This is a genomic window from Martelella sp. FLE1502 (assembly GCF_053484255.1).
The window spans coordinates 55,994-78,985 of record NZ_JBAKFQ010000012.1; the positions used below are offsets into that span (position 1 = coordinate 55,994).

Consider the following 22,992-nt stretch of genomic DNA (forward strand, 5'->3'; position numbering starts at 1 on the left):
CTTTGTCGAGTGTCAGCCGCGATGTCGCGCGCGGGTTGTCGGCACGCCCTGGGGCGCAAGTGCGGGCACCAGAACCTTGCGCGCGGCGCGGGCGGCGACGGGAAGGCCCTGATAGAGCCGCTTCTGCGCCTCGATAATGTTGACGCCGGCAAAGGCGGGCCAGAAGGTGCGGCCCGACCGCTCGAAACTGGAGCGAAGCTTCAGCACCGCGCGGCTTTTCGACGGCGGAAAGAACAGCGCCTCGGCAAAGGCCGCGGGGGTGAAATTGGTCTCCCGCAGCAATTCGATGATCTGCCCCTTGGAATAGGGCCGGCCATTGCCGAAGGGCGTATGTTCAAGGCGCGCCCAGACGCCGCGCCGATTGGGGGCCACGATCACGACCCTGCCGCCGGGCGCCAGCACCCGCCATAATTCGCGCATGGTCTCGCGCGGCGCCTCGGCGAATTCGAGCGCGTGCACCAGCAGGATGCGATCAATGGACGCATCCGGCAGCGGCAGTTCCTCTTCGTGGACGAGCACGGTTGCCGACGGTCCGAGCGGCGGCCAGTTGATCGCGCCCTGCGAGGCCGGCATCAGCGCCATGGTTCTTTCGGCTTCGCCCGCGAAGCGGTCGAGATAGGGCAGGCAGTAGCCGAGCCCCGCCAGCCGCTCGTCCGGCAGCGACTGCCAGATCGGCGTAAGCGCCATCGCAATCGAATGGGCGGCGAGCCTTCCGAGTTCGGTGTGATAAAACGCGCGCAGGTCTACGATATCGGCATTCATGAGGTGAGGTTGACCCGGCTGATGGTTGGACTTCAATGTCCACCGTACTACATTGAACTCCATTGAGTAAGCAATTGCGAGGCCTGATATGCGTTCACTGGAAATTGCCGTCTTCATGTGCCGCTCCGACAATTACGGCGTACTGGTGCACGAGCCGGAAAGCGGCAAGACCGTCAGCATCGACGCGCCCGATGGCGAAAAGGTGATTGCCGAGGCAGAACAGCGCGGCTGGACGATCACCGATATCTTCACCACCCATCATCACAAGGACCATGTCGACGGCAATCTTCTCATCAAGGAGAAATATGACTGCCGCATCGTCGGCCCGATCGAGGAGGCGGTGGTAATCCCGGGGCTCGACCTTGCCGTGTTCGAGGGTGACGAACTCGAATTTGCCGGCCACAAGGTGGAGGTGATCGAAACCCCCGGCCACACCGCCGGCCACATCTGCTATCATTTCGTCGAGGACGGCCTGCTGTTTGCCGCAGACACGCTGTTTGCCATGGGCTGCGGCCGTCTGTTCGAGCGCCCGGCCTCCGACATGTGGCCGTCTCTGCAGAAACTGATGGCGCTGCCGGACGAGACCGAGGTCTATTTCGGCCACGAATATACGCTCGCAAACGCCAAATTCGCGCTGACCGTCGATCCCGACAATGCGGTGCTGAAGGAGCGGGCCGAGGCGGTGGCGGAACTGAGGGAGGCCGGCGGCTTCACTATTCCGACCACGATCGGACTTGAGAAGAAGACCAACCCCTATTTCAGGGTGGCCGACCCGGCAATCCGCAAGGGGCTCGGCATGGAAGCGGCGAGCGATGCCGAGGTTCTGGCCGAAATCCGCAAGCGCAAGGACAATTTCTGATGACCGCGGACGCGATCATCGAAGCCCTCGGGCTCCAGCCTCACCCCGAAGGCGGATGGTTTGCGGAGACGTTTCGCGATCCGGCCGGCGGTGGGCGCGGGGCCTCGACGCTGATCTACTTCCTGCTGAAGGCGGGCGAGCGGTCGCACTGGCACCGCCTGCACAGCGCTGCCGAAGTCTGGCACTATTATGCCGGCGCGCCCCTGAAGCTGATGCGATCCGCCGACGGCAAAGCAGTGGAAACGCAGATGCTCGGCCCGAACATCCTGAAAGGCGAGCGCCCGCAAGCGGTGATTCCCGCCGGATGCTGGCAGGCGGCCAAAACCACCGGCGATTTCACGCTGGTCGGCTGCACCGTCGCCCCGGGCTTCACCTTCGAGGATTTCGAACTCGCCGAACCGGAGTGGGCGCCGGGCGGGTGAGGGCAGTGGTTCTGGAGCGTAGGCATTTCAGTTTCACGAACTTCAGCCGATGAACACTCCCTGAGGCAGCGATCTTGTGTGGCCGTGAGGCTTGCTCCCAATACTCTCTCCCGCTGGCGGGAGAGATGCCCCGAAAGGGCAGTGAGGGTGGAGCGGCATATCCATTCGTGAGGGCGCTCGCGGTGATAGACTCCCCCCTCACTGTCGCTTTCGCGACATCTCTCCCCTCCGGGGCGAGAAGATTTGGGGGCTGTGCGGTGAAATCCCGCATGACAGCCGGGCGTTAAATAAAGGGTCGGAGGGTGGTTTCCCGCCTAGGATTTCTTTCCTCTGATCATGTCGCGGGCGGCGATCACCGCGCCGCCGGTGATCAGCAGGCAGGCGGCGATCACGCGCCAGCCGGGTTCGCCGAAGCGGGCGATGATCAGGATGATGGTCGAGAGCAGTGGCGCGGCATAGCTTGCCGCCCCCAGCACCTGGATATTGCCGTGCTTGACGCCATAGTCCCAGGCGTAGAAGGCGAGGCCGACCGGCAGTAGGCCGAGGCCCGCCACCGCCAGCCATTGCCCGAAATTCTCGGGCCAGACCGTGGTCTCCAGCCCGATATGGCAGACAAGCGAGAGCAGGGCGGTCGCAAGGCAGAAGCCGGTGACGACATCGGTCGAGACCTTGGAGAAGGAGCGGGAGGCCAGCGAATAACCCGACCAGGTGAAGGCGCAGAGGAAGGCGGCGAAATAGCCGAGGGCGTATTCGCCGCTGAACGCCAGCCCGCCGCCGCGGGTCACCAGAATGGCGGTGCCCGCAAAGCCGGCAAGCGCGCCGATGATGTGATGGGCTCTCAGCCGCTCGCCCGGCAGCAGCGCCGAACCGACCACGATAAAAAGCGGCCACAGATAGGCGATCAGGCCGGCATCGACCGCCGGCGCGTTTCTGAGCGCGGTGAAATACAGGAAATGATAGCCGAACAGGCCGGCAATGCCGACGATCCAGACCTTCGCCGGCTGGCGCAGCCGCTTCAGCCGTTCCGGCCGCGCGATCAGCACCGCGATGCCCGGCAGGCTGGCGATGGCAAAGGCGATCGCCGAAAGCTGGAACGGCGGCACACTGCCCGAGGCGGCTGTAAACAGCGCCAACAACGCCCACATCAGCACGGCTGAAAAGCCGATCAGAGTTGCACGCATGCTCATGATGTTAGCGCGGAAGGCCGAATTTGGAGGCGTAGATCGTCAGCCGCCCGATCTTCAGCGGGATATGGGCCATGACCGGCGCGAACACGTTCAGTTCCTCATTATAGGCGAACCAGACGACGAGTTCGCGAGAATTGGCGAGATATTCGATATCCTCATCCTTGCGCTCGTAGCCGGCCACCGGCTTGAACCGGATGGCGCAGCCGATCGCGCGCCCGGAAAAGCCTTTCGTGGAAAACGGACGGCTTCCCGCCGACGCCATTTCGAGCTCCAGCCGGGTTTCGCCGTCGAAGATCGAAACCGTGGTGGCGCAGGGGTTCTTGGAAGGCGGCAGCAGCAGCGCGGAGACCGGGTCGATCACATTGCGCAGATGTTTCGACTTGACCTCGACCCAGTTATCCCCGCGCGGGCCCGGATCGGGCTCGATGGTCGATTTCGTCACCCGCTTGTTGGAAAAGGTGGCTGCGTAATCGCGGGCATAGTCGCCATCGCGGTAGATGAGCTGGAATTCCCGCGTTTCCGGCTTGCCGCTGCGCCAGACCCCATCGGCATCGACCTTGACGGCGATCGAAGTGAACAGATTGCCGATTCCCGCCGCTTCGATATCGGCATTGATGTTGTACTTGCCGTCGGCAACCGTGGTGTTGAATACCGCGTCGGCGATCTTGATTCCGGAAAAAGACAGCGTGTAGACGGTCTGCTGCTTGATATCCTCGGCTTGCGCGGCGGGCGCGGCAAGGAGCGCCGCGACGAGCCCGAGCGATTGAAGAAGTTTAGCTGCCATATCCCGCATCCGTCCATTGAAGTTCGATTACCCCCCGTTTATGTCGTAGCTGACGGCAAAAAAACAGCCGTAAATTTTTCGTCTGCCGCGAAAAACCGGCAAATCGCCTTGACCTTTGGCGAGGGCGAGATTATAGAACCGCAACTTTCCAATGAGCCGCCAATTGGATCGCGGGGCATGGCTGTCCCGTTGAAAGCCTTGGCTAAAGAAGAATAAGTAGGTGTTACCATGTCCCGCATGTGTGAATTGACTGGCAAGGGCGTGCTGTCCGGCAACAATGTTAGCCATGCCAACAACAAGACCCGTCGCAAGTTTCTTCCCAATCTTTGCCGGGTAACCCTGATGTCGGAAGCAACCGGCATGAGCTATCGTCTGCGCGTTTCGGCGGCGGCGCTCCGCTCCGTTGAGCACCGCGGCGGTCTCGACGCATTCCTGCTGAAGTCCGGCGAGCGCGATCTTTCGCCGCGCGCCCGCCTTCTGCGCAAGGAAATCATCAAGAAGACGGCCGAACAGGCCGCCGCCTGATTACAGGCATTCTGACTAAACTGGAGAGCCTTGCCGCCAGCCGGTAAGGCTCTCTTTATTCGTTCTCCAGCTGGTGGCATCACCCAGGGTAAAAAAATGCGACAGACGCAATCCGTGCTTATCTACAGCCTGCTGATGGCAGGCGTCGTGCTTCTTTCCAACATTCTCGTCCAGTATCCGGTTTCCGGCACGCTGTATGGCATCTCGCTCGCCGATCTTTTGACCTGGGGCGCGTTCACCTATCCGCTCGCCTTCCTGGTCAACGACCTGACGAATCGCCAGTTCGGCCCCTCGGCCGCGCGCAAGGTGGTGATCGCCGGTTTCGTCGTCGGCGTCGCCTTTTCCTTCTACGCCTCTGTGCCGCGGATCGCGATCGCCTCGGGCACGGCATTTCTGGTCGGTCAGCTTCTCGATATCTCGGTATTCAACCGCCTGCGCCGGCAAACATGGTGGAAGGCGCCGCTGGCGGGCTCGCTGTTCGGCTCCGTGCTCGACACGGTGTTGTTCTTCTCGATCAGCTTCGCCGCGGTCTTCGCCTTCATCGGCCCAAATGATGAGTTCGCGCTCGGCATGGCGCCGCTCTTCGGCGTGTTTTCGCTCGAAGTGCCGCGCTGGATTTCCTGGGCGCTTGGCGATCTTTCGGTCAAGCTCGCCTTCAGCCTGATCATGCTCCTGCCTTATGCGGCGCTGATTTCCTGGCTCAGGCCGATGCGCAGCGTCAACGCATAGCGGCGGCGACCGCCTCGCGAGGGCCGTTTTCGACAATGCTTTCATAGGCCTTGAGGATCGCGGCGCGGAAGGCGGGATGCGTCGCCAGATCGGCCTCGAAGATCGTGTCGATGGCGATGAGGCCATCGACCAGCGCCGCGCCGTCGCGGTCCCGCGCGATTGCCATCAACGTCTCGGAAAGCGGGTCGGTCAGCGTGCCGCCCTTATCCACCGCAAGCTTCACAAATCGCATCCAGCCGGCCAGGGCGAGCGCCTGAAGCGGCCAGGGTCTGCCGGCCTCGATATTCTCCTCGACCGAATGAAGCAGGCGCTGCGGCAGTTTCTGGCTGGTATCCCAGGCGATCTGGCCGGTGCGGTGTTTCAGCTTCGGATTGGCGAATCGGGCGATCAGGTCGTCGGCATAGGCCTCGATATCGACGCCCTCGATGGCGGGCAGCGTCGGGCGCTGTTCGTCGAGCATCAGGCTGCGGGCGGCCTTGCGGAACACCGGATCGGCCATGCAGGCATCGACCGTCTCGATCCCTGAAAGGCTGCCAAGCATTGCCAGAAACGTATGCGCGCCGTTCAGCATTCTGAGCTTCATCATCTCGAACGGGCGCACGTCGTCGGTCAGCATCGCCCCGCCCTCGGCATAGGGCGGACGGCCGGCGGCGAAATCGTCCTCGATCACCCACTGGCGGAACGGCTCGCAGACGATGCCGTTGTCGTCGGCCGCGCCGCCATTGATGTCCTTCAGCAGCGCGCGCCCTTCATCGTCAAGCGCCGGCACGACGCGGTCGACCATGGTGCCGGGGAAGGTGACGTGGGCGTCGATCCAGTCGGCCAGCCGGCCATCGTGTTGATGGGCGAAGGCGAGCACCGCAGCGCGCACCAGCCGGCCATTGTCGGGCTGGTTGTCGCAGGAAAGCACGGTGAGGCCGGAAAGCCCGGCCGCGCGGCGGCGCGCAAGGCCTGCGACGATGACGCCGATCGCGGTTTTGGGGTTTTCGGGGTTTTCCAGATCGGCGCGGATGCCCTTATGGTCGATGTCGAGCTGACCGTTGCGGCAGCAATAGCCCTTTTCCGTGATCGTCAGGCTGATGACGGAGAGCGGCTCGGAGGCGATCAGGTCGAGCAGCGAGTCGATGCCGTCGCGCCCGGGATGGCGGGTGCCGACGACCACGGCGATCTCGCGCGCGGTCACGCCGTCGCCGTCGACCTCGGCCACCAGATAGCGACGTCCCGCGTCATCGAGCGCGGACAGCTCTTCCGCGCCGGAGTTCAGCCGGCAGGCCACCACGCCCCAGTCGCCGCCGGCGGCGTTCAGGCCCTCCTGCAGATAGACCATCAGATGGGCGCGGGCGAAGGCGCCGAAGCCGATATGGAGGATGCGCGGGCGGAGCGAGGCCGGATCGAATTTGGCGCGGATGACGGTTTCTGGCATCGGAACTCCTCGTGAATGCCTGACGGGATCGCAGGCACCTTATCGCGGCGGGCGGCGGCCGCGGTCAAGCAAAGTTTGCATGTCATCGGCCTGAGCGCCAGAATGCGGCCTCACTCGAAGGGTGCGGAACTTTACCCGGTGCGAACCGTTTCTGAGCGCTATCCATCCCAATCCAGCGAGGGCAATGTGGCCGGACGCGTTCTTCTTCAGTTTTTCCATTGGTATTATCCAGACGGCGGCAGGCTCTGGAACGAGGTCGCGGAAAAGGCCGCTGACCTTGCGGAGATCGGCGTGACCGACGTCTGGCTACCGCCGGCCTACAAGGGCGCCGCTGGCGGCTATTCGGTGGGCTACGACACCTACGACCTGTTCGACCTCGGCGAGTTCGACCAGAAGGGCACTGTCCCCACCAAATATGGCGATCGCGGCGCGCTGGAGGCGGCCTGCGGGGCGCTCGCGGAACACGGGATCGGGGCGATCCACGATGTCGTTTTCAACCACAAGATGGGCGGCGACGAGCGCGAGGCGGTCAAGGTGCGCCGCGCCAATCCGGACGACCGCACCGAGATCGAGGACGAGGCCTTCGATACCCACGCCTATACTCGGTTCACCTTTCCGGGTCGGCAGGGCAGGCATTCCGAATTTGTCTGGACCCAGAAGTGCTTTACCGGCGTCGACTATATCGAGGACCCGACCGACAACGGCGTCTTCCGCCTCGTCAACGAATATGGCGAGGGCGAATGGAATGACGAGGTGGACGAGGAGCTTGGCAATTACGACTACCTGATCGGCTCCGATGTCGAGTTCCGCAACCGCGCGGTCTATGAGGAACTGAAATACTGGGGCCGCTGGTTTTCCGAGCAGGTGCCGGTCGCCGGCTTCCGGCTCGATGCCGCCAAGCACATCCCCGCATGGTTCTTCCGCGACTGGATCGGTCATATGCGCGGAACCGTGAAGGAAGACCTGTTCGTGGTCGCCGAATACTGGCATCCCGATATCGGCGCGCTGGAGAACTATCTGGAACTTGTCGACCGCCAGCTCCTGCTGTTCGATGTCGGCCTGCACCACCGCTTCCATGACGCCGCGAAGGGCGGCGGTGATTTCGACATGCGCACGATATTCGACGGATCGCTGCTTTCGGCGCAGCCGGAGCACGCCGTCACACTGGTGGAAAACCACGATACCCAGCCGCTGCAATCGCTCGAGGCCGCCGTTGAACCGTGGTTCAAGCCGCTCGCTTATGCGCTGATCCTGATGCGCGAGCAGGGCGTGCCGAGTGTCTTCTATGCCGATCTCTACGGCGCGGACTATCGCGACAAGGGCAGCGATGGCGAAGAGTACGATATCGCGATGTCGAAGGTCGAATGCCTGCCGACGCTGATTTCCGCTCGCAAGCGATTCGCCAATGGCGGCCAGACCGACATGTTCGACGACCCGAACTGCCTGGCGATCGTTCGCCACGGAACCGATGAGGCGCCGGGCTCGGTCACGGTGCTTACCAATGGCGAGGAAGCCAGCAAGCATGTCGAACTCGGCGAGGGGCATGCCGGGGCGAGCTTCCGCGATTTCCTTGGTCACCGTGAGGATACGGTGACGGCGGATGAGCAGGGCAATGCCGATTTCCCGGTGAATGGCGGCAGCGTCAGCGTCTGGGTGCGCGAGGATGCGCTCTGAATGTCTATCCGCGCGGCAGCGTGCGGAAGGCCTTCTTCGCGGGCGAGCCCTGCCATTCGGGATGCTCGGCTTCCGCCTGTTTCCAGGCTTGCGCCGAGCGCCGGTAGGCCATGGGCGAGGCGATTTTCGGGATATGCGCCAGTTCCCAATGGATGCCGTTGATGGGATCGTCGAAAAACACGCCGTAATAGCCGGGCGCATAGACCGGATATTCCGCCGGTGCCTCCGTCACCGGAACGTCGTTAGGAACGAGGAAATCGCTATGGAAGCGGTCGACCTCTTTCCGGTTCTTCGCCCACAGAGCAATGTGATGAATCCCTGTGGCGCGCGCCGCGTGGTCAAGCTTGCTGCCGGTCTTGGCCGGCTGGATGCCGATATAGCTGTGGGGAAACGGGAACCGCGCCATGTAATAGGTCGAGTGGTAGCCGATATCCATGGTCCAGAAACTCTTGTATCCCAGCCAGCCGAACATCCGGTCGTAAAACGCCACTGAGTTCTCGTAGTCGATGACCGAGAATTCAACATGATTGACACCGCGCCAGCGCATTGTGCATCTCCTGTTTTGCGGCGGAATTGGACCTCGCCGCGATTTCGTGTATTCACGTTTAGACCACTGGTCTAAAATGTCAATGAAGGCGGGTTGATGGCTGCGGAAGACAAGAGAAAGCCGATGGCGGAGGGCGATACGGCGCTTGCAAGGCTCGAAGCGCTGGCGCCGGATCGTCGCGCGCGCCTGCTGGACGCGGCCGAGGCGGCTTTCGCAGAAGCCGGCTTTGCCGGCGCGTCGATGAATGCCATCCTGGCCGCGGCCGCCATGAGCAAGGGGCAGGCCTATTACTATGTTCACGACAAGGGCGACCTCTATTCCGCCGTGATCGAACGCGCGCTCGGCGAACTGGTCGGCCGGATGGACTTTGCCGCGCCGCTCCAGGCCGAAACGATCGATTTCTTCTGGGATGGTATTTACGCGGCGTTCGAGCGCCTCAGCGGGGCTCTTGTCGCCGATCCCGTTATGGCGGCGCTTGGCCGGACGATGTATGAGGGCCCGCAGACGGAAAAGGCGCTTGAAGCGCCGCTTGCTCGGATCAGGCGCGCTCTGGAGCAGCTTGTGGAAAAGGGGCAGGGGCTGGGCGCCGTCCGCTCCGACATGCCGCGCGCGCTGATCGTCGACATGGTGCTTTCCGCCGCCCGCGCGCTTGACCGCTGGTTTGCGCATAACTGGGAGGATTTGGTGCCGGAAGAGGCGGCGCGCCTCAATCTTGAGGGGCTGAAGATGATCCGGGCGATGGTCGCGCCCGCCAGTTGACCCGAATTCAGCCCGCCAGTCTGAATTCCAGCATCAACGTCTGCTGCAGCACGGAATCATTGTCGTCCGAGATGAGGATCAGATGCAGGCTGCCGTCGGGCATCGCAATCACGTCGAGGCCTTCCATGTTGTCGATCCGGTTCAAGCCGCTTGCCTGCATGATGACTGGACCGTCGACCACAGCGCCGGCGCGGATCGTATCGGCGGGTATGCGGCGGATGCGCATGCCGATCCCACCCAGAAGCGAAAACCGCCGCTCCAGCAGCAGCAGGTCGCCGTCCGGCAGAAAGGCAGCGTCGGTGACGTCGAATTCCTGGCTCTTGGCGACCTTGAAAATGCCCTTGCCGGGACCGGAAATGATGGCGGCAAACAGGTTTCCGTCGCTGTCAATGCTCTTTTCCGCCACCACCACGGTCCGGCCTTCGGCATTGGTCGCCATCGCCTCGAGGCCGCCATTGGCGCGCAATTCGTTGCGGGGAATCAGGAAATCGGGGCCGGGCTTTGCCGTCGCGTCGTCGTGACCCTTCAGCGGGTATTGATCGATCCGGTGCTTGTTTTCGAAACCGACCAGGACCCGACCGTCCTTGATCGTCATGCTCTCGGCGTCCATGTCGACCTTTTTCGCATGCACGCCATCGGCGTTCTTCATCGGCGTGACCGTCACGTGGGCGACACCGGAAAGTCGTCCCCTGCCATCGCGGGTAATCTCGCCATCGACCCATTCGCCATAATCGGCAATCGCGATGAAGCGCTCGCCGCCGGGCAGGAAGCGGATCGCGGAGAGCCCATGCAGCCCGGACAGCTTGAGCCCGCCGACGAATTGCAGCTCGCCGAAGCGGGTAACGCTCGGGTCGCTGGCGAAACTTTCGATCCGCGTGGAAGAGACATCCGCCGCCGAAGCCTGCGCGCTGACGAGCGCAAGCGCAAGAAGAAGGGCGCGTATCATCTGGCGCGTCGACGCGTCGGCGCCTCGACGCCCTGTTCCTCGAACAGGGCTGCAAGCTGGTCGGTCATCGCGCCGGCCAGTTCGTCGGCATCGACGATGGTGACCGCGCGGCGATAGTAGCGGGTGACGTCATGGCCGATGCCGATCGCAAGCAGCTCCACCGGCGAGCGCGTCTCGATATGCTCGATCACCGCGCGCAGATGCTTTTCGAGGAAGTTTCCGGGATTGACCGACAGCGTGGAGTCATCCACCGGCGCGCCGTCTGAGATCATCATCAGGATGCGGCGCTGCTCGGGCCGGCCCATCAGCCGGTCATGGGCCCAGATCAGCGCCTCGCCGTCGATGTTTTCCTTCAGCAGGCCCTCGCGCATCATCAGGCCGAGATTGGCGCGCGAGCGCCGCCACGGCTGGTCGGCGGATTTGTAGATGATATGGCGCAGATCGTTGAGCCGGCCGGGGGCCGCGGGCTTGCCCGCTTCCAGCCACTTCTCGCGCGATTGCCCGCCCTTCCACGCCTTGGTGGTGAAGCCGAGGATCTCGACCTTCACGCCGCAACGCTCGAGCGTGCGCGCCAGAATGTCGCCGCAGGTGGCCGCGACCGTGATTGGGCGGCCGCGCATCGAGCCGGAATTGTCGATCAGGAGCGACACCACGGTGTCGCGGAACTGGGTGTCGCGCTCCATCTTGAAGGAAAGCGGCTGCATCGGGTCGATCACCATGCGCACCAGCCGGGCGGTATCGAGATAACCTTCCTCGAGATCGAAATCCCAGGACCGGTTCTGCTTGGCCATCAGCCGGCGCTGCATGCGGTTGGCAAGCCGGCCGACCGCGCCCTGAAGGTGGGCGAGCTGCTTGTCGAGATGGGCGCGCAGGCGCTGCAACTCCTCCTGGTCGCACAGCTCCTCAGCGGTGATTTCCTCATCGAACTCGGTCGAGAACACGCGGTAATCGACCTTTTCGTTGAAATCGTCGAAGGCGGTGTTGGGGCGCTTGGTCTCGCCGGCGACCTCGGAATCCGGATCGGCCTCGTCGTCGAGATCGGTGTCGGCCACTTCCGCGCCGTCGAGCTCGCCCTGGTCCATCTCCTCGTCGGCGCTGTCGCTGTCGTCGGCGGAGGCCGAATCCTCGCCGGCCTGCTCCTCGACCTGTTCGTCGTTCTCGCGTTCGGAACGCGGTTGTTCCTCGTCGGAGAGGTTTTCCTCCTCGTCGTCGTTTTCGAGGTCGTCGCCGGCGTAGTCATCGGCCATTTCCATCGATGACAGCATCGAACGGACAACGCGGGCGAAGGCGTCCTGATCGTCGATCGAGCCTGCCAGCCGGTCGAGATCGACGGCGGCCTTGTCCTCGATGAAATCGCGCCAGTAATCGAGCACCTTTCCGGCCGATTCCGGTGGCTTTTCGCCGGTCAGCTTTTCGCGCACCAGCATCGCGACGGCTTCGGAAACCGGCGCGTCTTCCTTGCGGTCGATGGCGGCGAAATTGGCCTTTTCGTATTTTTCCGCATGCATGGCGGCAAGGTTTCTCGCCATGCCCGGCATGCGCTTGGCCCCGATCGAATCGATCCGGGCCTGCTCAACCGCGTCGAAGATCGACTGCGCCTCGGTGCCTCCGGGCGACATATGGGCGTGGGTCACGGGATTGTGGCAGGCCATGCGCAGCGCCATGGAATCGCCAAGCCCGCGCACGACGGCCAGTTCTTCCGGCGACGGACGCTTGGAAAATTCCGGCAACCGGATCTGGTGGCCGCTCATGCCCGGCCGGTCGCGCGAAAACACGACCTCCGCCTCCCGCTCGCCGGAAATCGCGCGCACGCAGCCGGAAACGGCCCGGTGCAGCGGCTCCAGGTCTACGGGCGCATAGGGATTGGATTTTCGATTGTCGCCGGGACCGGCCATGAAAATTTCCTCAGGCGCTGATCACGACGTTGGCGGCGCTTTCCTTCAGTTCCTCGCCGAAGGCGCGCTGATACTGCTCGGCCACCAGCGTCCGCTCCAGCTCGTCGCACTTGTTGAGGAAGGTGACGCGGAACGCAAAACCGACATCGCCGAAAATCTCGGTGTTCTCGGCCCAGTTGATCACCGTGCGCGGGCTCATCACCGTCGAAAGATCGCCATTGACGAAGGCCGAACGGGTGAGGTCGGCGACGCGCACCATGTTGGAGACGGTTTCGCGGCCCTCAGCCGTCGCGGCAAAGCTCTTCACCTTGGCGAGAATGATGTTCACCTCCTGCTCGTGCGGCAGGTAGTTGAGCGTGGTCACCAGCGACCAGCGGTCCATCTGGGCCTGGTTGATCTGCTGCGTGCCGTGGTAAAGCCCGGTCGTGTCGCCGAGGCCGACCGTGTTGGCGGTCGCGAACAGGCGGAAGGCCGGGTGAGGGCTGATCACGCGGCTCTGGTCGAGCAGCGTCAGACGACCGGAACTTTCCAGCACGCGCTGGATCACGAACATCACGTCAGGGCGGCCCGCGTCGTATTCGTCGAACACCAGCGCGACATTGTGCTGATAGGCCCAGGGCAGGATGCCATCCTTAAACTCGGTGACCTGCAGCCCGTCCTTGACCACGATCGCATCCTTGCCGACGAGGTCGATACGGCTGACATGGCTGTCGAGGTTGACGCGCACGCACGGCCATTTCAGCCGCGCGGCGACCTGCTCGATATGGGTCGACTTGCCGGTGCCGTGATAGCCGGAGACCATGACGCGGCGGTTATGGGCAAAGCCCGCGAGAATGGCGAGGGTGGTGTCGCGATCGAACAGGTAGTCGGGATCGAGGTCGGGCACATAGGGGTCGTCGGTCGAATAGGCCGGGACTTTCAGGTCGACATCGAGGCCGAAGGTTTCACGAACCGAGACGGTGGTGTCGGGGAGGTTCGAATAGTCCAGATCGATCTTGCTCATCATTTCTCCAGCACGGCCTCCTGGGAAAAGGCCGCTCAACGGTCTTTTATCTGCTTTTGATAATAGCGTCCTAGCAGAAGCCGGACTGCTTTAACAATTGGTATGCCTGCACCACGGCGCGAAAAGTTTCTTCCGAGCCGCGATCGCCGCCATTGGCGTCAGGGTGGTGTTTCTTGACCAGCAGTTTGTATTGCTTCTTGATGTCGTCGGAGGTCGCCGCGGCGGTCAGCCCCAGCGTGTCGAAGGCCTTGGCCTCGAGCGTCTTCAGCTTGCGCTCGCGCTTCGGGCGTTGCGGCCGGCCATCCCTGCCGTCATGGACAAAGCCGAACGGATCGCGCATGCGCGCCCCCGATGCGGCATTGCCGGCCTTCCTGGAGCCGTTGAGCGGCGTCTTGCGGGTATCGCCGTTGACGCCGACGGTCCAGGTCGGACGATGGCCGGTGAGCGCTTCCTTCTGGTAGCGCGCGATCTCGCTGTCCGACAGGCCCTCGAAATAATTATAGCCCTTGTTGTAGGCCTTCACATGCTCGAAGCAGAACAGGAAAAACTGCCCCTCGGCATTGCGGCCGACAGGGGCCTTGTGCTTTCCGGGCTTGTGACAGCCGTCCCACTGGCACTCGGGCACAGCGGTCTCCGCATCGGCGGGTTTTGCCGCGGCGGGGCCCTTGCGCTTGGTGCGGAGGCGGTCGAAATATTTGGAATCTAGATTCATGGCGCGTGATTATGACCTTCCAAGCCCGCCACAACAAGAATTGACAACGGGATTTCTTACTGGCTTTCTGCCCTGTTAACGCGTTGACCACGGCGCGGGGTTCGCGAAAGCCGGTTTTTAACCTTTCCGTTCGACGCGCCACGCGCGACAAGGAGTGAAACGATGGCAATGGCCACAGCAATCGAAGACCGGCTGAATACCCTGTTCAATCCCGAACGGCTGATTTTGAAAGACGAGAGCGCGCAACATGCCGGCCACTACAATGATCCGGACGCTCCCGAAATCACCCATTTAAGGATCAGGATCGTATCCGGCAAGTTCAAAGGGATGAGTCGCATCGCACGACATCGTGCCGTCAATGAGGCACTGGGCCCGGAATTCGCCGGCGGCCTTCATGCGCTTGCGATCGAAGCCGCAGCACCCGACGAGCCGACGCGGTGGTAAATGGGACGGGTTGAAATCGCCGAAGCGCTCGGATTTGTTGGCAAAGCCTACCCACTCTCCGCCGTCATGCTCGGGCCTGTCCCGAGCATCTAAGCACGTCTCAATGCGACAAGCGTCTCGGACGAAAAGTCGAGTCAATACAATCCGTTACGAAACGCCACCTCCGCTCGTGCGGAACCGTGGATAGATCCTCGGGACAAGCCCGAGGATGACGTCCGTGGAAGGGATAGATTTCTCGTCAATCCTGCCCTCGGCCTTTTTCCGCCCATCGAAAGCGCGCTAAATCGCGACCCCGAAATGCCTGAGGCCCTCGATCACGCCGTCGGCGATTTCGCCGCAGGCCTGATAGATGCGGTCATTGCCCTTAACCAAGCTCCGCAGGTCGTCATGGCCGTTGGCCGGGATGATGCCGCGCACATCCGGCACCGTAAACATCGCGCTGTCATTGCCGGTGTCGCCGGCCACCACGACGTCGTCATGGGCGATGTCGAGTTTCTGGCACAGCCATGAAAGGCAGGCGCCCTTGTCGGCATTCTTCGGCAGAATGTCGAGATCGCGCTTCGATGAGTAGATCAGCTTGACCTCGAGCCCCTTCGACGTCAACGCTTCCTCGATGGCCTGCAACCGGCCCTTCTTGGCGTTTTGCAGATACCAGCTCGATTTGTAGCCGTGCTGAAAGCGCTCAGGCTGGCGGGTCACGTCGGGAATATTGGACATGATCCGCTCGACCTTCTCGACATCAAAGGCGGTGCCGATGAAATCATCGAAGCCGCCGATGGGCAATCCGTTGCGGTGGTCATGGGCCATGGTGCCGACGCCGCCGATCAGGAAATCGGGTTCGGGCAGGCCGACCATGCCGATCAGGTCGCGGATATCGTCGACGAGCCGCCCGCTGTTATAGACCAAGAGCGGGCGCTCGGCCTCGGGCACGGCCTCGAAGGCCCGGCGGAAGCGTTCCGTCGAGCCGTTGTCGCCGACAAGCGTGCCGTCGAGATCGGAGGAGAAAAGTCTGACTGCCATCGCCTCAGTCGCCGTCATTCCAGGGTTCGGCCCAGTCGCTGTCCTGCAGCGACTGCCGCATCGGACGGCCCTCGACCAGTGAGATCAGCTGCTGGGCGATGCCGGTCCAGGTGAACAGGCTGCGGGCCTTGTGCGCGCCCATGCGAGCCAGGCGATTATAGAGCCGCTGGTGCTTGAACGGCTTCATCATCATGATGCCGAGATCGTATTTGTCGAACGTGTCGGCAAACAGCGCGTGACGCCCGAAGCTGATCGCGCGGTAAAGACCGCCATTGGTGGTGACTACCGTCGGCGTGCCCGAGGCCATCGCCTCGATTGCGGTCATGCCGAAGGGCTCGTAGCGGCTTGAAAGCACGAACATGTCGGCCGCGCGATAGATATCCGGCAGATCCTCGTCGGAGACATAGCCGGAGAAATGGACCTTGTCCTCGAGATCGAGCTCCTTCACCAGCGCCTTGAGTTCGTTCAGGATTTTGGTTTCGAGTTCGTCCATGTCCGTGCCGCCGACGGCAAGCTGAAGCTCGGCGTCGGGCACTCGCTCGGCCATAACCGAGAATGCCTGGATCAAGAGGTCATACCCCTTGTTGGTGGCGAGCCGGCCGAGCGCCAGCACGGTCTTGCCCTTGAAGCCGAACTGCTCGCGCAGCATGTTCCGGGTGGCGCCGGAAACCGGATAGAAGCGGTTGTCGTCATAGCCCGGCGGGATCATGTAGACCCGGTCCTCGCGGATGCCGTAATCCTCCACCAGCATGTCGACCTGGAGCGGCGTCGTCGCGATCACGCTGTCGCAGGCGCGGTAGATCTTGTTTTCGTGCTTGATCCGCTCGGTGAAGTTGAAGTCCTTTTCGAACTGCTCCTTCTTGTCGGGATAATCGGTCTCCATGGTCCGCTTCTTCCACAGGCCGATCGAATGCGGGGTGTGGAGGTGCGGGATGTGGAGCGCTTCGGCAAGCCTGAGGCCCGCATAGCCGGCGTCCCAGTAATGGGAGTTGATGAAGGTATATTTCAAATCGTGTTCGCGCATATAGCGCAGTGCATTCTCGCTCCACTCCAGCAGGTGCTTGTAGAGATATTCCTTGGGAATGAATTCCTTGCCGCCGCAGGGAATGCGCACGACCCGGACGCGTTCGTCGACCTCGTCGATTTCCGGCTGATCCTCGAACCGGCGGGTATAGATATCGACCGAGAAGCCGAGCTGGGCGAGTTTTTTCGAGAGTTCCAGAATGTAGACGACCTGTCCGCCGGTATCGGCGGCGCCAAGCGGTGGATCGGCGGCAACATATCCATGCGTGGAAACAAGCGCGATATTTGGATATTTATCGGACCCGTTCTTGTCTGCCATCTTCAATCCTTCCTTGCAAAACAAAGCGTGGCGTGTCGGCGCGGATTCGGTTCTGTATAATTGCCGGGAGGAGGCGAAAAGAATCGAACGGGCGCACGTCCCGCCTTTCTCCGAACGCGCAATCCGCGCGAAGTGTTCCACGCAAACTTGAGCAATCCGGGGTTATGTGGAACATAGGGGAACAGTCCCATAAGGAAAACCCCTATGAATTCCTCCGCCAGCTTCCAGGACAACCCCGACGCGTTTCTGCGCAGGCTTTTCGATGTTGCCGTGGCCGCCGCCGATCCAATGAAACAGCTTGCGCGGTATCTGCCGGAGCCGCCGAAGGGTCGCACGGTCGTGGTCGGGGCCGGCAAGGGATCGGCGCGTATGGCGGAGGCGCTGGAGGCCTGCTGGGACGGGCCGCTCGAAGGCGTCGTCGTCACCCGCTACGGGCATGAAGCGCCATGTAAACATATCGAAATTCTCTCGGCCTCCCATCCGGTACCGGATGAGGCCGGCGAGAGGGCGGCCAAGCGCATCCTGGAGACCGTTTCGGATCTGACGGAGGACGATCTTGTGATCGTGCTGATCTCCGGGGGCGGTTCGGCGCTCTTGTCGCTGCCGCCGGAGGGCGTGACGCTCGCTGACAAGATCGCCGTCAACAAGGCGCTGTTGCGCTGCGGGGCGGCGATCGACGAGGTCAATTGCGTGCGCAAGCACCTCTCGGCGATCAAGGGCGGCAGGCTGGCCGCCGCGATCCACCCCGCCCGCTGCCACACGCTGCTGATTTCCGATGTCCCGGGCGACGACCCGGCGATCATCGCCTCGGGCCCGACGGTCGGCGAGACCACCACGGTCGAGGATGCAAAGGCGATCCTGAAGCGCTACGAGATCGATCTGCCCGACCATGTCGCTCGCCATCTCGACACCGAGGCCGCGCGCTGCGTGGCGCCTGACGATCCGCGGCTGGCGCGGGCGGAGAACCACATCATCGCAACGCCGTTCATGTCGCTGGAGGCGGCCGCCGACGCGGCGCGCGAGGCCGGTCTTGACGTGCTGGTGCTCGGCGACACGATCGAGGGCGAGGCCAAGGATGTCGGCATCGTCCATGCCGGGATCGCCGGCTCCGTCGTCCATCACGGCGTGCCAGCCAAACGGCCCGCAATCATCCTTTCCGGCGGCGAAACCAGCGTGACAGTGAAGGGCGAGGGAAGGGGCGGCCGCAATGTCGAATTCCTGCTCTCGCTCGCGGTCGAACTCAACGGGCTTGAAGGAGTTCATGCCCTTGCTGGCGATACCGACGGCGTCGATGGCCGCGAAGAGGTGGCCGGCGCCGTGATCGGGCCGGATACGCTTGAACGCGCGCGCTCCCTTGGCATTGATGCCCGGACTTCACTCGCCGATAATGACGGGCACAGCTTTTTCGAGGCGCTCGGCGATCAGGTCATCACCGGCCCGACGCTGACCAATGTCAACGATTTCCGGGCAATCCTGATTCTCTGAGTTGCACGCCTCATCGCGGAACCGGCGCGCTAACCGCGCAACGGCGGCTCGTGCGCGCGAAATCTCGGCGCGGCCGGCTGAATGTTCGCTCCATTTTACGCTTTGGTAACCATATTCGCACATTTTTTGCGAGAGCCCGCGCGGCGAATCCCGCGATGCGCGTCCGGCATCTGGTTGGTTGAAGTGGATTACCAATGCGTCGTTTTGTAACCGGTCTTGCAGGCCTTTGCGTTCTCGCGCTCGCCTCATGCGCCTCCAACGGGGAGCGCGATACCACGATCCTCAAGACCGCGCTGCTGCCGGCTCCGGCGCGCGTTCTTTCCGAGGCGCCAAATGCGATCGAGGTCATCACCACGGGGTCGATCGGAGACATCGTGCCGATAGAGGAAGCGCCGCTGCAGCTTGGGTCTATCCATTCGCGCGTCGTGGACGGGGCCGATCGCGGCGCTCAGGTCATGACCATCAGTCTTGGCGAGGACGGCCGCCCGGAACGCCATCCGCTGACGGGCCGCACGATCTATCTGGACGAGACACGCGATATCACGCTGGCGCCGCTCGAAGTGGTGCTGACTTTCGACGACGGCCCGGTGCCCGGCCGCACCAATGTGGTGCTGGATGCGCTCGATGCCTACGGCGTCAAGGGCCTGTTCTTCATGGTCGGCCAGATGGCGCATTATTATCCGGAGACGGCGGCGATGGTCTCCGCAGCCGGCCACACGATCGCCACCCACACATATTCGCATCCCTATCTGCCCGCGCTCGGCCATGACGCGGCGGTCGCCAATATCGACAAGGGCAGGGCTGTCGTGGAAGAGACGACCGGCATGACGCCGCATTTCTTCCGCTTTCCCTATCTGGCAGAAAACGAATGGCTCGACCGCGCGCTCGCCAACCGCGGCCTGATCCCGATCGGCGCTGATGTCGATTCCCTCGACTACCGCGAGGCGACCACCGAGCAACTTGTGGAGCGGGTGATGCACGGGCTCGAGGCCCGCGGCGGCGGCATCGTGCTGATGCATGACCTGCAGGGCCGCACGGCCCGCGCCATCGGCCCGCTGCTCGCGCGGCTGGAAGAGGGCGGTTACAAGGTGGTGCAGCTCAAATATGGCGCGCCGCCACAGAAGGACGATACGCTGGTCGCCCGGCTTGCTACAAATTCTCGCTGATGGGTTTCGCTCAAACACGTACCGCAACAGCGCTCAACCGCCTTGAAATGCGCGTTTGCGCGGTCTAGAACCGCCTCGGCCCGCCAGAGGCGCCGACATTCCGGATGGCGCGCGGCCAGCAAGCTCCGAGGGAGGCATCATGAGCCATCGTAAACTCTTTCTTCTGCCCGGCGACGGCATCGGCCCGGAAATCACCGAGGAATTCGTCAAGGTCATCAGCCTTTTGAACGACAAGGCCAGCGCGGGTTTTGAAATCGAGCGCGGACTTGTCGGCGGCGCGGCCTATGACGCCCATGGCAAGGCGATCTCCGACGATGACATGGCGCGGGCGATGGCGGCCGATGCTGTCATGTTCGCCGCCGTCGGCGGTCCCAAATGGGACAATGTCGCCTATGATGTGCGCCCGGAAGCAGGCCTGCTGCGCCTGCGCAAGGATCTGGAACTGTTCGCCAATCTGCGCCCGGCGATCTGCTACGCCGCGCTTGCAGCCTCTTCCTCGCTGAAGCCGGAACTCGTCGAAGGCCTCGATATCCTGATCGTGCGCGAGCTCACCGGTGGCGTCTATTTCGGCGAGCCCAAGGAAATCATCGATCTCGAAAACGGCCAGCAGCGCGCGATCGACACCCAGGTCTACGACACCTACGAGATCGAGCGTATCGCCGCCGTCGCCTTCGAGCTGGCGCGCACCCGCGGCAACCGCGTCTGCTCGATGGAAAAGCGCAATGTGATGAAGTCCGGCCTGTTCTGGAACCAGGTCGTGACCAGGGTTCATCAGGAAAAATTCGCCGATGTCGAGCTGTCGCACATGCTGGCGGATGCCGGCGGGATGCAGCTGGTGCGCGCGCCCAAGCAGTTCGATGTGATCGTCACCGACAATCTGTTCGGGGACATGCTGTCGGATGTCGCGGCCATGCTCACCGGTTCGCTCGGCATGTTGCCGTCGGCCTCGCTCGGCGCGGAAGATGCCGTCACCGGCAAGCGCAAGGCGATGTATGAGCCTGTCCACGGCTCAGCGCCAGATATCGCGGGTCAGGGCGTTGCCAATCCGCTCGCCATGCTGGCCTCCTTTGCCATGTGCCTGCGCTATTCGTTCAACATGATCGAAGAGGCGGAAGCGCTCGACGCCGCGATTTCCAAGGTGCTCGATGACGGGCTGCGTACCGGCGACATCATGGCGCCCGGCTGCCGCAAGGTCGGCACCAGCGAAATGGGCGATGCCGTGGTCGCCGCCTTCGCCGCCACGCTCGGCGTTTGAAGATCAAGGCCGGCGGCGGGGTTTATAACCGCCGCCGCCGCGCTATCTTGTCGGGATGAACGAGACCCGAGACGACCTCCCACAATCCGGTATCCGCATGCCGCCGCTTTTCTGGAAGCGGCGCGTTGCGCACGAGACTTTCCGCCTTTCCGCCACCTGCTGGCCGTGGTTTCTTCTGCCTGCCGCGACGCTGGCGCTGTTATGCATGGCGACGCTTGACGGCCCTGTGGCCTCGGCGCGCGACGCCATGTCATCGCGGTTTCAGGATTTCGCCGCGCGGCTGACCGACGTCACCACCGCGCCGTGGATATTGGGTGCCAGCGGGACTGTGACCGTCCTCGCCTATGTCGCTATCGCCTGCCTTGCCAGCCCGCGGGCGAAATTCCGCGCCGCGCTGGTGCTGCATCAGGGCTTTTATCTGTTCTGTTCCGTGGCGCTCGCCAGCGCCACGGTCAATGTTGTCAAGCGCCTGATCGGCCGGGCGCGTCCGACGCTGTTCGATACCGTCGGCGACCTGCACTTCAATGTCGGCGTCTGGGCCTATGATTACGCGAGCTTCCCCTCGGGCCATTCGACGACATCGGGCGCGATCTTCGCTGGGCTTGCGCTGCTTTATCCACGGCTCGGGCCGTTCTTCGCCGCCATCGCCATCTTCTTCGGCTTCGCCCGCATCGCCGTTGGCGCGCATTATCCGAGCGATGTCTCGGCGGGTCTGTTCTACGGCGCCTGGATTTCGGTGCTCGTGGCCTGCGTTTTCGCCCGCTATCGGCTGCTGTTCGCCGTGCCGGAAAGAGGGTTGCCGGTGCGTCGACCGCGACCGCGCCTGCGCGACCGGCTGCGGTCGTAATTTTTCTGTGATGAACGGAGAGTAGAAAGGCGACGCTCGCCGGCCTCGGCGGCTGGGCGTTGAAGTGGTATGTCGATTAGTGTATCTTCCACTATAGGCCGAGCAAGTAGATAATATTACAAAAAATACGGCTTTGCGGTGGACTGCAGGGGGTGGAATGTCGGAGCGCTATCGCTGGTTTTGTAAGCGCAGAAAACTGAAAGATCAGCCTTGGCCCTGCACACACTGGCGTGGCTTTATGGTCGGCGTTGCGGGGTTGTTGTTTGTGGCCTTCGCAGTTCTCGATTATCCGGTCGGTTTGATGGCCAATGACCTTCCCCGTCAGATTGTGGATTTTGGTGAATTCATTACCCATTTCGGCCAATCGGAATGGATTCTGATCGCCAGTTTTGTGGTGTTCTGCCTTGGCATGGCGGCGGCCGGAACGGCTGATATTGGCGATTTGCGGGCGCGCGCGAAAGGCGTATTCCTGGCGCAGGCGGCGAGCTTCATGTTCCTGTCCGTCGCCTTTTCGGGACTTGCGGTGAATGTTCTGAAGGGTCTTATCGGCAGGCCGCGGCCGAACATGCTGATCTACCATCAGATCGGCCCGTTCTCATTCGACCCGCTGAGCTTCGCCACTCGATTCTCGAGCTTCCCATCCGGACATGCCACCACGGTCGCGGCGATCTTCACGGCAGCGGCGTTTTTCATGCCGCGTCATCGCGTGCTGTTTTTCAGCCTTGCGGTCTGCATCGCCATGAGTCGCACCATCGTTGGCGCGCATTATCCGAGCGATGTCATTGCGGGGCTGGCCTTTGGCAGTTGGTGTACCTATCTGACAGCAATCGTCTTTTCGCGCTATCGCATGGTGTTCAACATCGATCCCCACGGCTGGCCGGTACCGCGCAACTGCTTTTCCGCGCTGAAGCCGGAATTCATGCGCAAGCATCCGCATCATGCCGCACGCCAAACAGACCTTGACTTGACCACGCAAAAGGGCCATTAGCCTTCGCGGTAGAAGGAAAAGCCGAATATGCCGCTCTTTGCGCGTCACATTGCTGCTGATGTTGCCCTGGCGCCTAGCGCCGGCGGCCGGATTTCGCCTTCCCGCAGTTTCATGAAAACAGCCAAGAAAACGACGACGAAAACCGTCTGACGTTCCTGGCCTACCGCTCTCTCCCCGGTTCGGCCGGGGACGGGAAGATGCCGTTTCGGCCGCTCTTC

General features: G+C 62.6%; 24 protein-coding genes. 13 read left to right on the forward strand and 11 right to left on the reverse strand.

Annotated features, from left to right (window positions below; translation table 11 throughout):
• Positions 1–12 precede the first annotated feature (12 nt).
• The gene (locus V6767_RS12130; protein WP_448433106.1) at positions 13–762 is read right to left on the reverse strand and encodes a class I SAM-dependent methyltransferase; all 750 of its coding nucleotides are present in this window, start codon (positions 760–762) and stop codon (positions 13–15) included.
• Between the two features lie 88 nt (positions 763–850).
• Here V6767_RS12130 and gloB point away from each other — a divergent pair, with 88 nt between their 5' ends.
• Together gloB and V6767_RS12140 are read left to right on the forward strand one after the other, a co-directional pair.
• A complete protein-coding gene (gene gloB / locus V6767_RS12135; RefSeq protein ID WP_448473733.1) occupies positions 851–1,621 on the forward strand; it encodes a hydroxyacylglutathione hydrolase in 771 nt (256 codons plus the stop codon).
• Positions 1,621–2,043, forward strand: coding sequence for a cupin domain-containing protein (locus V6767_RS12140; protein WP_448473734.1), 423 nt, complete (start codon positions 1,621–1,623; stop codon positions 2,041–2,043). Before gloB ends, V6767_RS12140 begins: the two co-directional genes overlap by 1 nt.
• A gap of 314 nt (positions 2,044–2,357) precedes the next feature.
• Here the strand turns inward: V6767_RS12140 and yddG are convergent, their stop codons facing one another.
• Entirely contained in the window at positions 2,358–3,230 is an 873-nt protein-coding gene (yddG, locus tag V6767_RS12145) for an aromatic amino acid exporter YddG (protein WP_448473735.1), read from the reverse strand.
• Between the two features lie 4 nt (positions 3,231–3,234).
• Positions 3,235–4,014 carry a DUF3108 domain-containing protein gene (locus V6767_RS12150; protein ID WP_448473736.1) on the reverse strand — a complete coding sequence of 260 codons (780 nt, stop codon included), beginning with the start codon at positions 4,012–4,014 and terminating at the stop codon, positions 3,235–3,237.
• On the opposite strand from V6767_RS12150, the gene V6767_RS12155 reads away from it, so the two are divergent.
• The 3 genes from V6767_RS12155 (at position 3,994) to V6767_RS12165 (ending at position 5,268) form a co-directional block, all read left to right on the forward strand.
• Positions 3,994–4,230 (forward strand): hypothetical protein, encoded by a 237-nt coding sequence (locus V6767_RS12155; RefSeq protein WP_448473737.1) that lies wholly within the window; start codon positions 3,994–3,996, stop codon positions 4,228–4,230. The two genes, V6767_RS12150 and V6767_RS12155, sit on opposite strands and share 21 nt — an antisense overlap.
• A gap of 12 nt (positions 4,231–4,242) precedes the next feature.
• A complete protein-coding gene (gene rpmB, locus V6767_RS12160; RefSeq protein WP_448431497.1) occupies positions 4,243–4,539 on the forward strand; it encodes a 50S ribosomal protein L28 in 297 nt (98 codons plus the stop codon).
• Between the two features lie 96 nt (positions 4,540–4,635).
• Positions 4,636–5,268 carry a VUT family protein gene (locus V6767_RS12165; protein WP_448473738.1) on the forward strand — a complete coding sequence of 211 codons (633 nt, stop codon included), beginning with the start codon at positions 4,636–4,638 and terminating at the stop codon, positions 5,266–5,268.
• On the opposite strand, the gene V6767_RS12170 is transcribed toward V6767_RS12165, so the two are convergent.
• The gene (locus V6767_RS12170; RefSeq protein ID WP_448473739.1) at positions 5,258–6,691 is read right to left on the reverse strand and encodes a mannitol dehydrogenase family protein; all 1,434 of its coding nucleotides are present in this window, start codon (positions 6,689–6,691) and stop codon (positions 5,258–5,260) included. The two genes, V6767_RS12165 and V6767_RS12170, sit on opposite strands and share 11 nt — an antisense overlap.
• 186 nt (positions 6,692–6,877) lie before the next feature.
• On the opposite strand from V6767_RS12170, the gene amyA reads away from it, so the two are divergent.
• On the forward strand, positions 6,878–8,365 hold the full coding sequence (amyA, locus tag V6767_RS12175; RefSeq protein WP_448473786.1) for an alpha-amylase: 1,488 nt from the start codon (positions 6,878–6,880) through the stop codon (positions 8,363–8,365).
• Between the two features lie 4 nt (positions 8,366–8,369).
• Here amyA and V6767_RS12180 read toward each other — a convergent pair whose 3' ends face one another.
• A complete protein-coding gene (locus V6767_RS12180) occupies positions 8,370–8,912 on the reverse strand; it encodes a VOC family protein (protein ID WP_448473740.1) in 543 nt (180 codons plus the stop codon).
• A gap of 96 nt (positions 8,913–9,008) precedes the next feature.
• On the opposite strand from V6767_RS12180, the gene V6767_RS12185 reads away from it, so the two are divergent.
• Positions 9,009–9,671 carry a TetR/AcrR family transcriptional regulator gene (locus tag V6767_RS12185; protein WP_448473741.1) on the forward strand — a complete coding sequence of 221 codons (663 nt, stop codon included), beginning with the start codon at positions 9,009–9,011 and terminating at the stop codon, positions 9,669–9,671.
• Positions 9,672–9,678: 7 nt separating this feature from the next.
• Here V6767_RS12185 and V6767_RS12190 read toward each other — a convergent pair whose 3' ends face one another.
• The 4 genes from V6767_RS12190 to V6767_RS12205 all read right to left on the reverse strand — a co-directional run bounded on the left by V6767_RS12190 (position 9,679) and on the right by V6767_RS12205 (position 14,227).
• A complete protein-coding gene (locus tag V6767_RS12190; RefSeq protein ID WP_448473742.1) occupies positions 9,679–10,617 on the reverse strand; it encodes an esterase-like activity of phytase family protein in 939 nt (312 codons plus the stop codon).
• Positions 10,614–12,512 carry a cobaltochelatase subunit CobT gene (gene cobT, locus V6767_RS12195; RefSeq protein WP_448473743.1) on the reverse strand — a complete coding sequence of 633 codons (1,899 nt, stop codon included), beginning with the start codon at positions 12,510–12,512 and terminating at the stop codon, positions 10,614–10,616. The genes V6767_RS12190 and cobT overlap by 4 nt, the downstream gene beginning before the upstream one ends.
• A gap of 10 nt (positions 12,513–12,522) precedes the next feature.
• Entirely contained in the window at positions 12,523–13,515 is a 993-nt protein-coding gene (gene cobS / locus V6767_RS12200) for a cobaltochelatase subunit CobS (protein ID WP_448464321.1), read from the reverse strand.
• A 70-nt stretch (positions 13,516–13,585) separates the two neighbouring features.
• A complete protein-coding gene (locus tag V6767_RS12205) occupies positions 13,586–14,227 on the reverse strand; it encodes a DnaJ domain-containing protein (protein ID WP_448473744.1) in 642 nt (213 codons plus the stop codon).
• A 162-nt stretch (positions 14,228–14,389) separates the two neighbouring features.
• On the opposite strand from V6767_RS12205, the gene V6767_RS12210 reads away from it, so the two are divergent.
• Entirely contained in the window at positions 14,390–14,671 is a 282-nt protein-coding gene (locus V6767_RS12210; RefSeq protein ID WP_448473745.1) for a BolA family protein, read from the forward strand.
• Positions 14,672–14,950: 279 nt separating this feature from the next.
• Here the strand turns inward: V6767_RS12210 and V6767_RS12215 are convergent, their stop codons facing one another.
• The gene (locus V6767_RS12215; protein WP_448473746.1) at positions 14,951–15,691 is read right to left on the reverse strand and encodes an HAD-IIB family hydrolase; all 741 of its coding nucleotides are present in this window, start codon (positions 15,689–15,691) and stop codon (positions 14,951–14,953) included.
• A gap of 4 nt (positions 15,692–15,695) precedes the next feature.
• Positions 15,696–17,033: a glycosyltransferase family 4 protein gene (locus tag V6767_RS12220; protein WP_448473747.1), complete on the reverse strand. Its 1,338-nt coding sequence runs from the start codon at positions 17,031–17,033 to the stop codon at positions 15,696–15,698.
• A gap of 204 nt (positions 17,034–17,237) precedes the next feature.
• Here V6767_RS12220 and V6767_RS12225 point away from each other — a divergent pair, with 204 nt between their 5' ends.
• The 5 genes from V6767_RS12225 (at position 17,238) to V6767_RS12245 (ending at position 22,774) form a co-directional block, all read left to right on the forward strand.
• Positions 17,238–18,518 carry a glycerate kinase type-2 family protein gene (locus V6767_RS12225; protein WP_448473748.1) on the forward strand — a complete coding sequence of 427 codons (1,281 nt, stop codon included), beginning with the start codon at positions 17,238–17,240 and terminating at the stop codon, positions 18,516–18,518.
• A 194-nt stretch (positions 18,519–18,712) separates the two neighbouring features.
• The gene (locus V6767_RS12230; RefSeq protein ID WP_448473749.1) at positions 18,713–19,684 is read left to right on the forward strand and encodes a polysaccharide deacetylase family protein; all 972 of its coding nucleotides are present in this window, start codon (positions 18,713–18,715) and stop codon (positions 19,682–19,684) included.
• Between the two features lie 139 nt (positions 19,685–19,823).
• On the forward strand, positions 19,824–20,939 hold the full coding sequence (leuB, locus tag V6767_RS12235; protein ID WP_448473750.1) for a 3-isopropylmalate dehydrogenase: 1,116 nt from the start codon (positions 19,824–19,826) through the stop codon (positions 20,937–20,939).
• Between the two features lie 97 nt (positions 20,940–21,036).
• Positions 21,037–21,786 carry a phosphatase PAP2 family protein gene (locus V6767_RS12240; protein WP_448473751.1) on the forward strand — a complete coding sequence of 250 codons (750 nt, stop codon included), beginning with the start codon at positions 21,037–21,039 and terminating at the stop codon, positions 21,784–21,786.
• 157 nt (positions 21,787–21,943) lie between these two features.
• On the forward strand, positions 21,944–22,774 hold the full coding sequence (locus V6767_RS12245; RefSeq protein ID WP_448473752.1) for a phosphatase PAP2 family protein: 831 nt from the start codon (positions 21,944–21,946) through the stop codon (positions 22,772–22,774).
• Positions 22,775–22,992: the final 218 nt, after the last annotated feature.

What these genes read in the sequence shown, in the direction of transcription:
- V6767_RS12210 (WP_448473745.1), top strand. Translation starts at nt 14,390, where the DNA reads ATGGCAATGGCCACAGCAATCGAAGACCGGCTGAATACCCTGTTCAAT.
- cobT (WP_448473743.1), bottom strand. Translation starts at nt 12,512, where the DNA reads ATGGCCGGTCCCGGCGACAATCGAAAATCCAATCCCTATGCGCCCGTA.
- V6767_RS12165 (WP_448473738.1), top strand. Translation starts at nt 4,636, where the DNA reads ATGCGACAGACGCAATCCGTGCTTATCTACAGCCTGCTGATGGCAGGC.
- gloB (WP_448473733.1), top strand. Translation starts at nt 851, where the DNA reads ATGCGTTCACTGGAAATTGCCGTCTTCATGTGCCGCTCCGACAATTAC.
- V6767_RS12245 (WP_448473752.1), top strand. Translation starts at nt 21,944, where the DNA reads ATGTCGGAGCGCTATCGCTGGTTTTGTAAGCGCAGAAAACTGAAAGAT.
- rpmB (WP_448431497.1), top strand. Translation starts at nt 4,243, where the DNA reads ATGTCCCGCATGTGTGAATTGACTGGCAAGGGCGTGCTGTCCGGCAAC.
- V6767_RS12130 (WP_448433106.1), bottom strand. Translation starts at nt 762, where the DNA reads ATGAATGCCGATATCGTAGACCTGCGCGCGTTTTATCACACCGAACTC.
- cobS (WP_448464321.1), bottom strand. Translation starts at nt 13,515, where the DNA reads ATGAGCAAGATCGATCTGGACTATTCGAACCTCCCCGACACCACCGTC.
- V6767_RS12225 (WP_448473748.1), top strand. Translation starts at nt 17,238, where the DNA reads ATGAATTCCTCCGCCAGCTTCCAGGACAACCCCGACGCGTTTCTGCGC.
- V6767_RS12170 (WP_448473739.1), bottom strand. Translation starts at nt 6,691, where the DNA reads ATGCCAGAAACCGTCATCCGCGCCAAATTCGATCCGGCCTCGCTCCGC.
- V6767_RS12220 (WP_448473747.1), bottom strand. Translation starts at nt 17,033, where the DNA reads ATGGCAGACAAGAACGGGTCCGATAAATATCCAAATATCGCGCTTGTT.
- V6767_RS12205 (WP_448473744.1), bottom strand. Translation starts at nt 14,227, where the DNA reads ATGAATCTAGATTCCAAATATTTCGACCGCCTCCGCACCAAGCGCAAG.
- V6767_RS12230 (WP_448473749.1), top strand. Translation starts at nt 18,713, where the DNA reads ATGCGTCGTTTTGTAACCGGTCTTGCAGGCCTTTGCGTTCTCGCGCTC.
- V6767_RS12140 (WP_448473734.1), top strand. Translation starts at nt 1,621, where the DNA reads ATGACCGCGGACGCGATCATCGAAGCCCTCGGGCTCCAGCCTCACCCC.
- V6767_RS12190 (WP_448473742.1), bottom strand. Translation starts at nt 10,617, where the DNA reads ATGATACGCGCCCTTCTTCTTGCGCTTGCGCTCGTCAGCGCGCAGGCT.
- leuB (WP_448473750.1), top strand. Translation starts at nt 19,824, where the DNA reads ATGAGCCATCGTAAACTCTTTCTTCTGCCCGGCGACGGCATCGGCCCG.
- V6767_RS12180 (WP_448473740.1), bottom strand. Translation starts at nt 8,912, where the DNA reads ATGCGCTGGCGCGGTGTCAATCATGTTGAATTCTCGGTCATCGACTAC.
- V6767_RS12215 (WP_448473746.1), bottom strand. Translation starts at nt 15,691, where the DNA reads ATGGCAGTCAGACTTTTCTCCTCCGATCTCGACGGCACGCTTGTCGGC.
- yddG (WP_448473735.1), bottom strand. Translation starts at nt 3,230, where the DNA reads ATGAGCATGCGTGCAACTCTGATCGGCTTTTCAGCCGTGCTGATGTGG.
- V6767_RS12240 (WP_448473751.1), top strand. Translation starts at nt 21,037, where the DNA reads ATGCCGCCGCTTTTCTGGAAGCGGCGCGTTGCGCACGAGACTTTCCGC.
- V6767_RS12185 (WP_448473741.1), top strand. Translation starts at nt 9,009, where the DNA reads ATGGCTGCGGAAGACAAGAGAAAGCCGATGGCGGAGGGCGATACGGCG.
- V6767_RS12150 (WP_448473736.1), bottom strand. Translation starts at nt 4,014, where the DNA reads ATGGCAGCTAAACTTCTTCAATCGCTCGGGCTCGTCGCGGCGCTCCTT.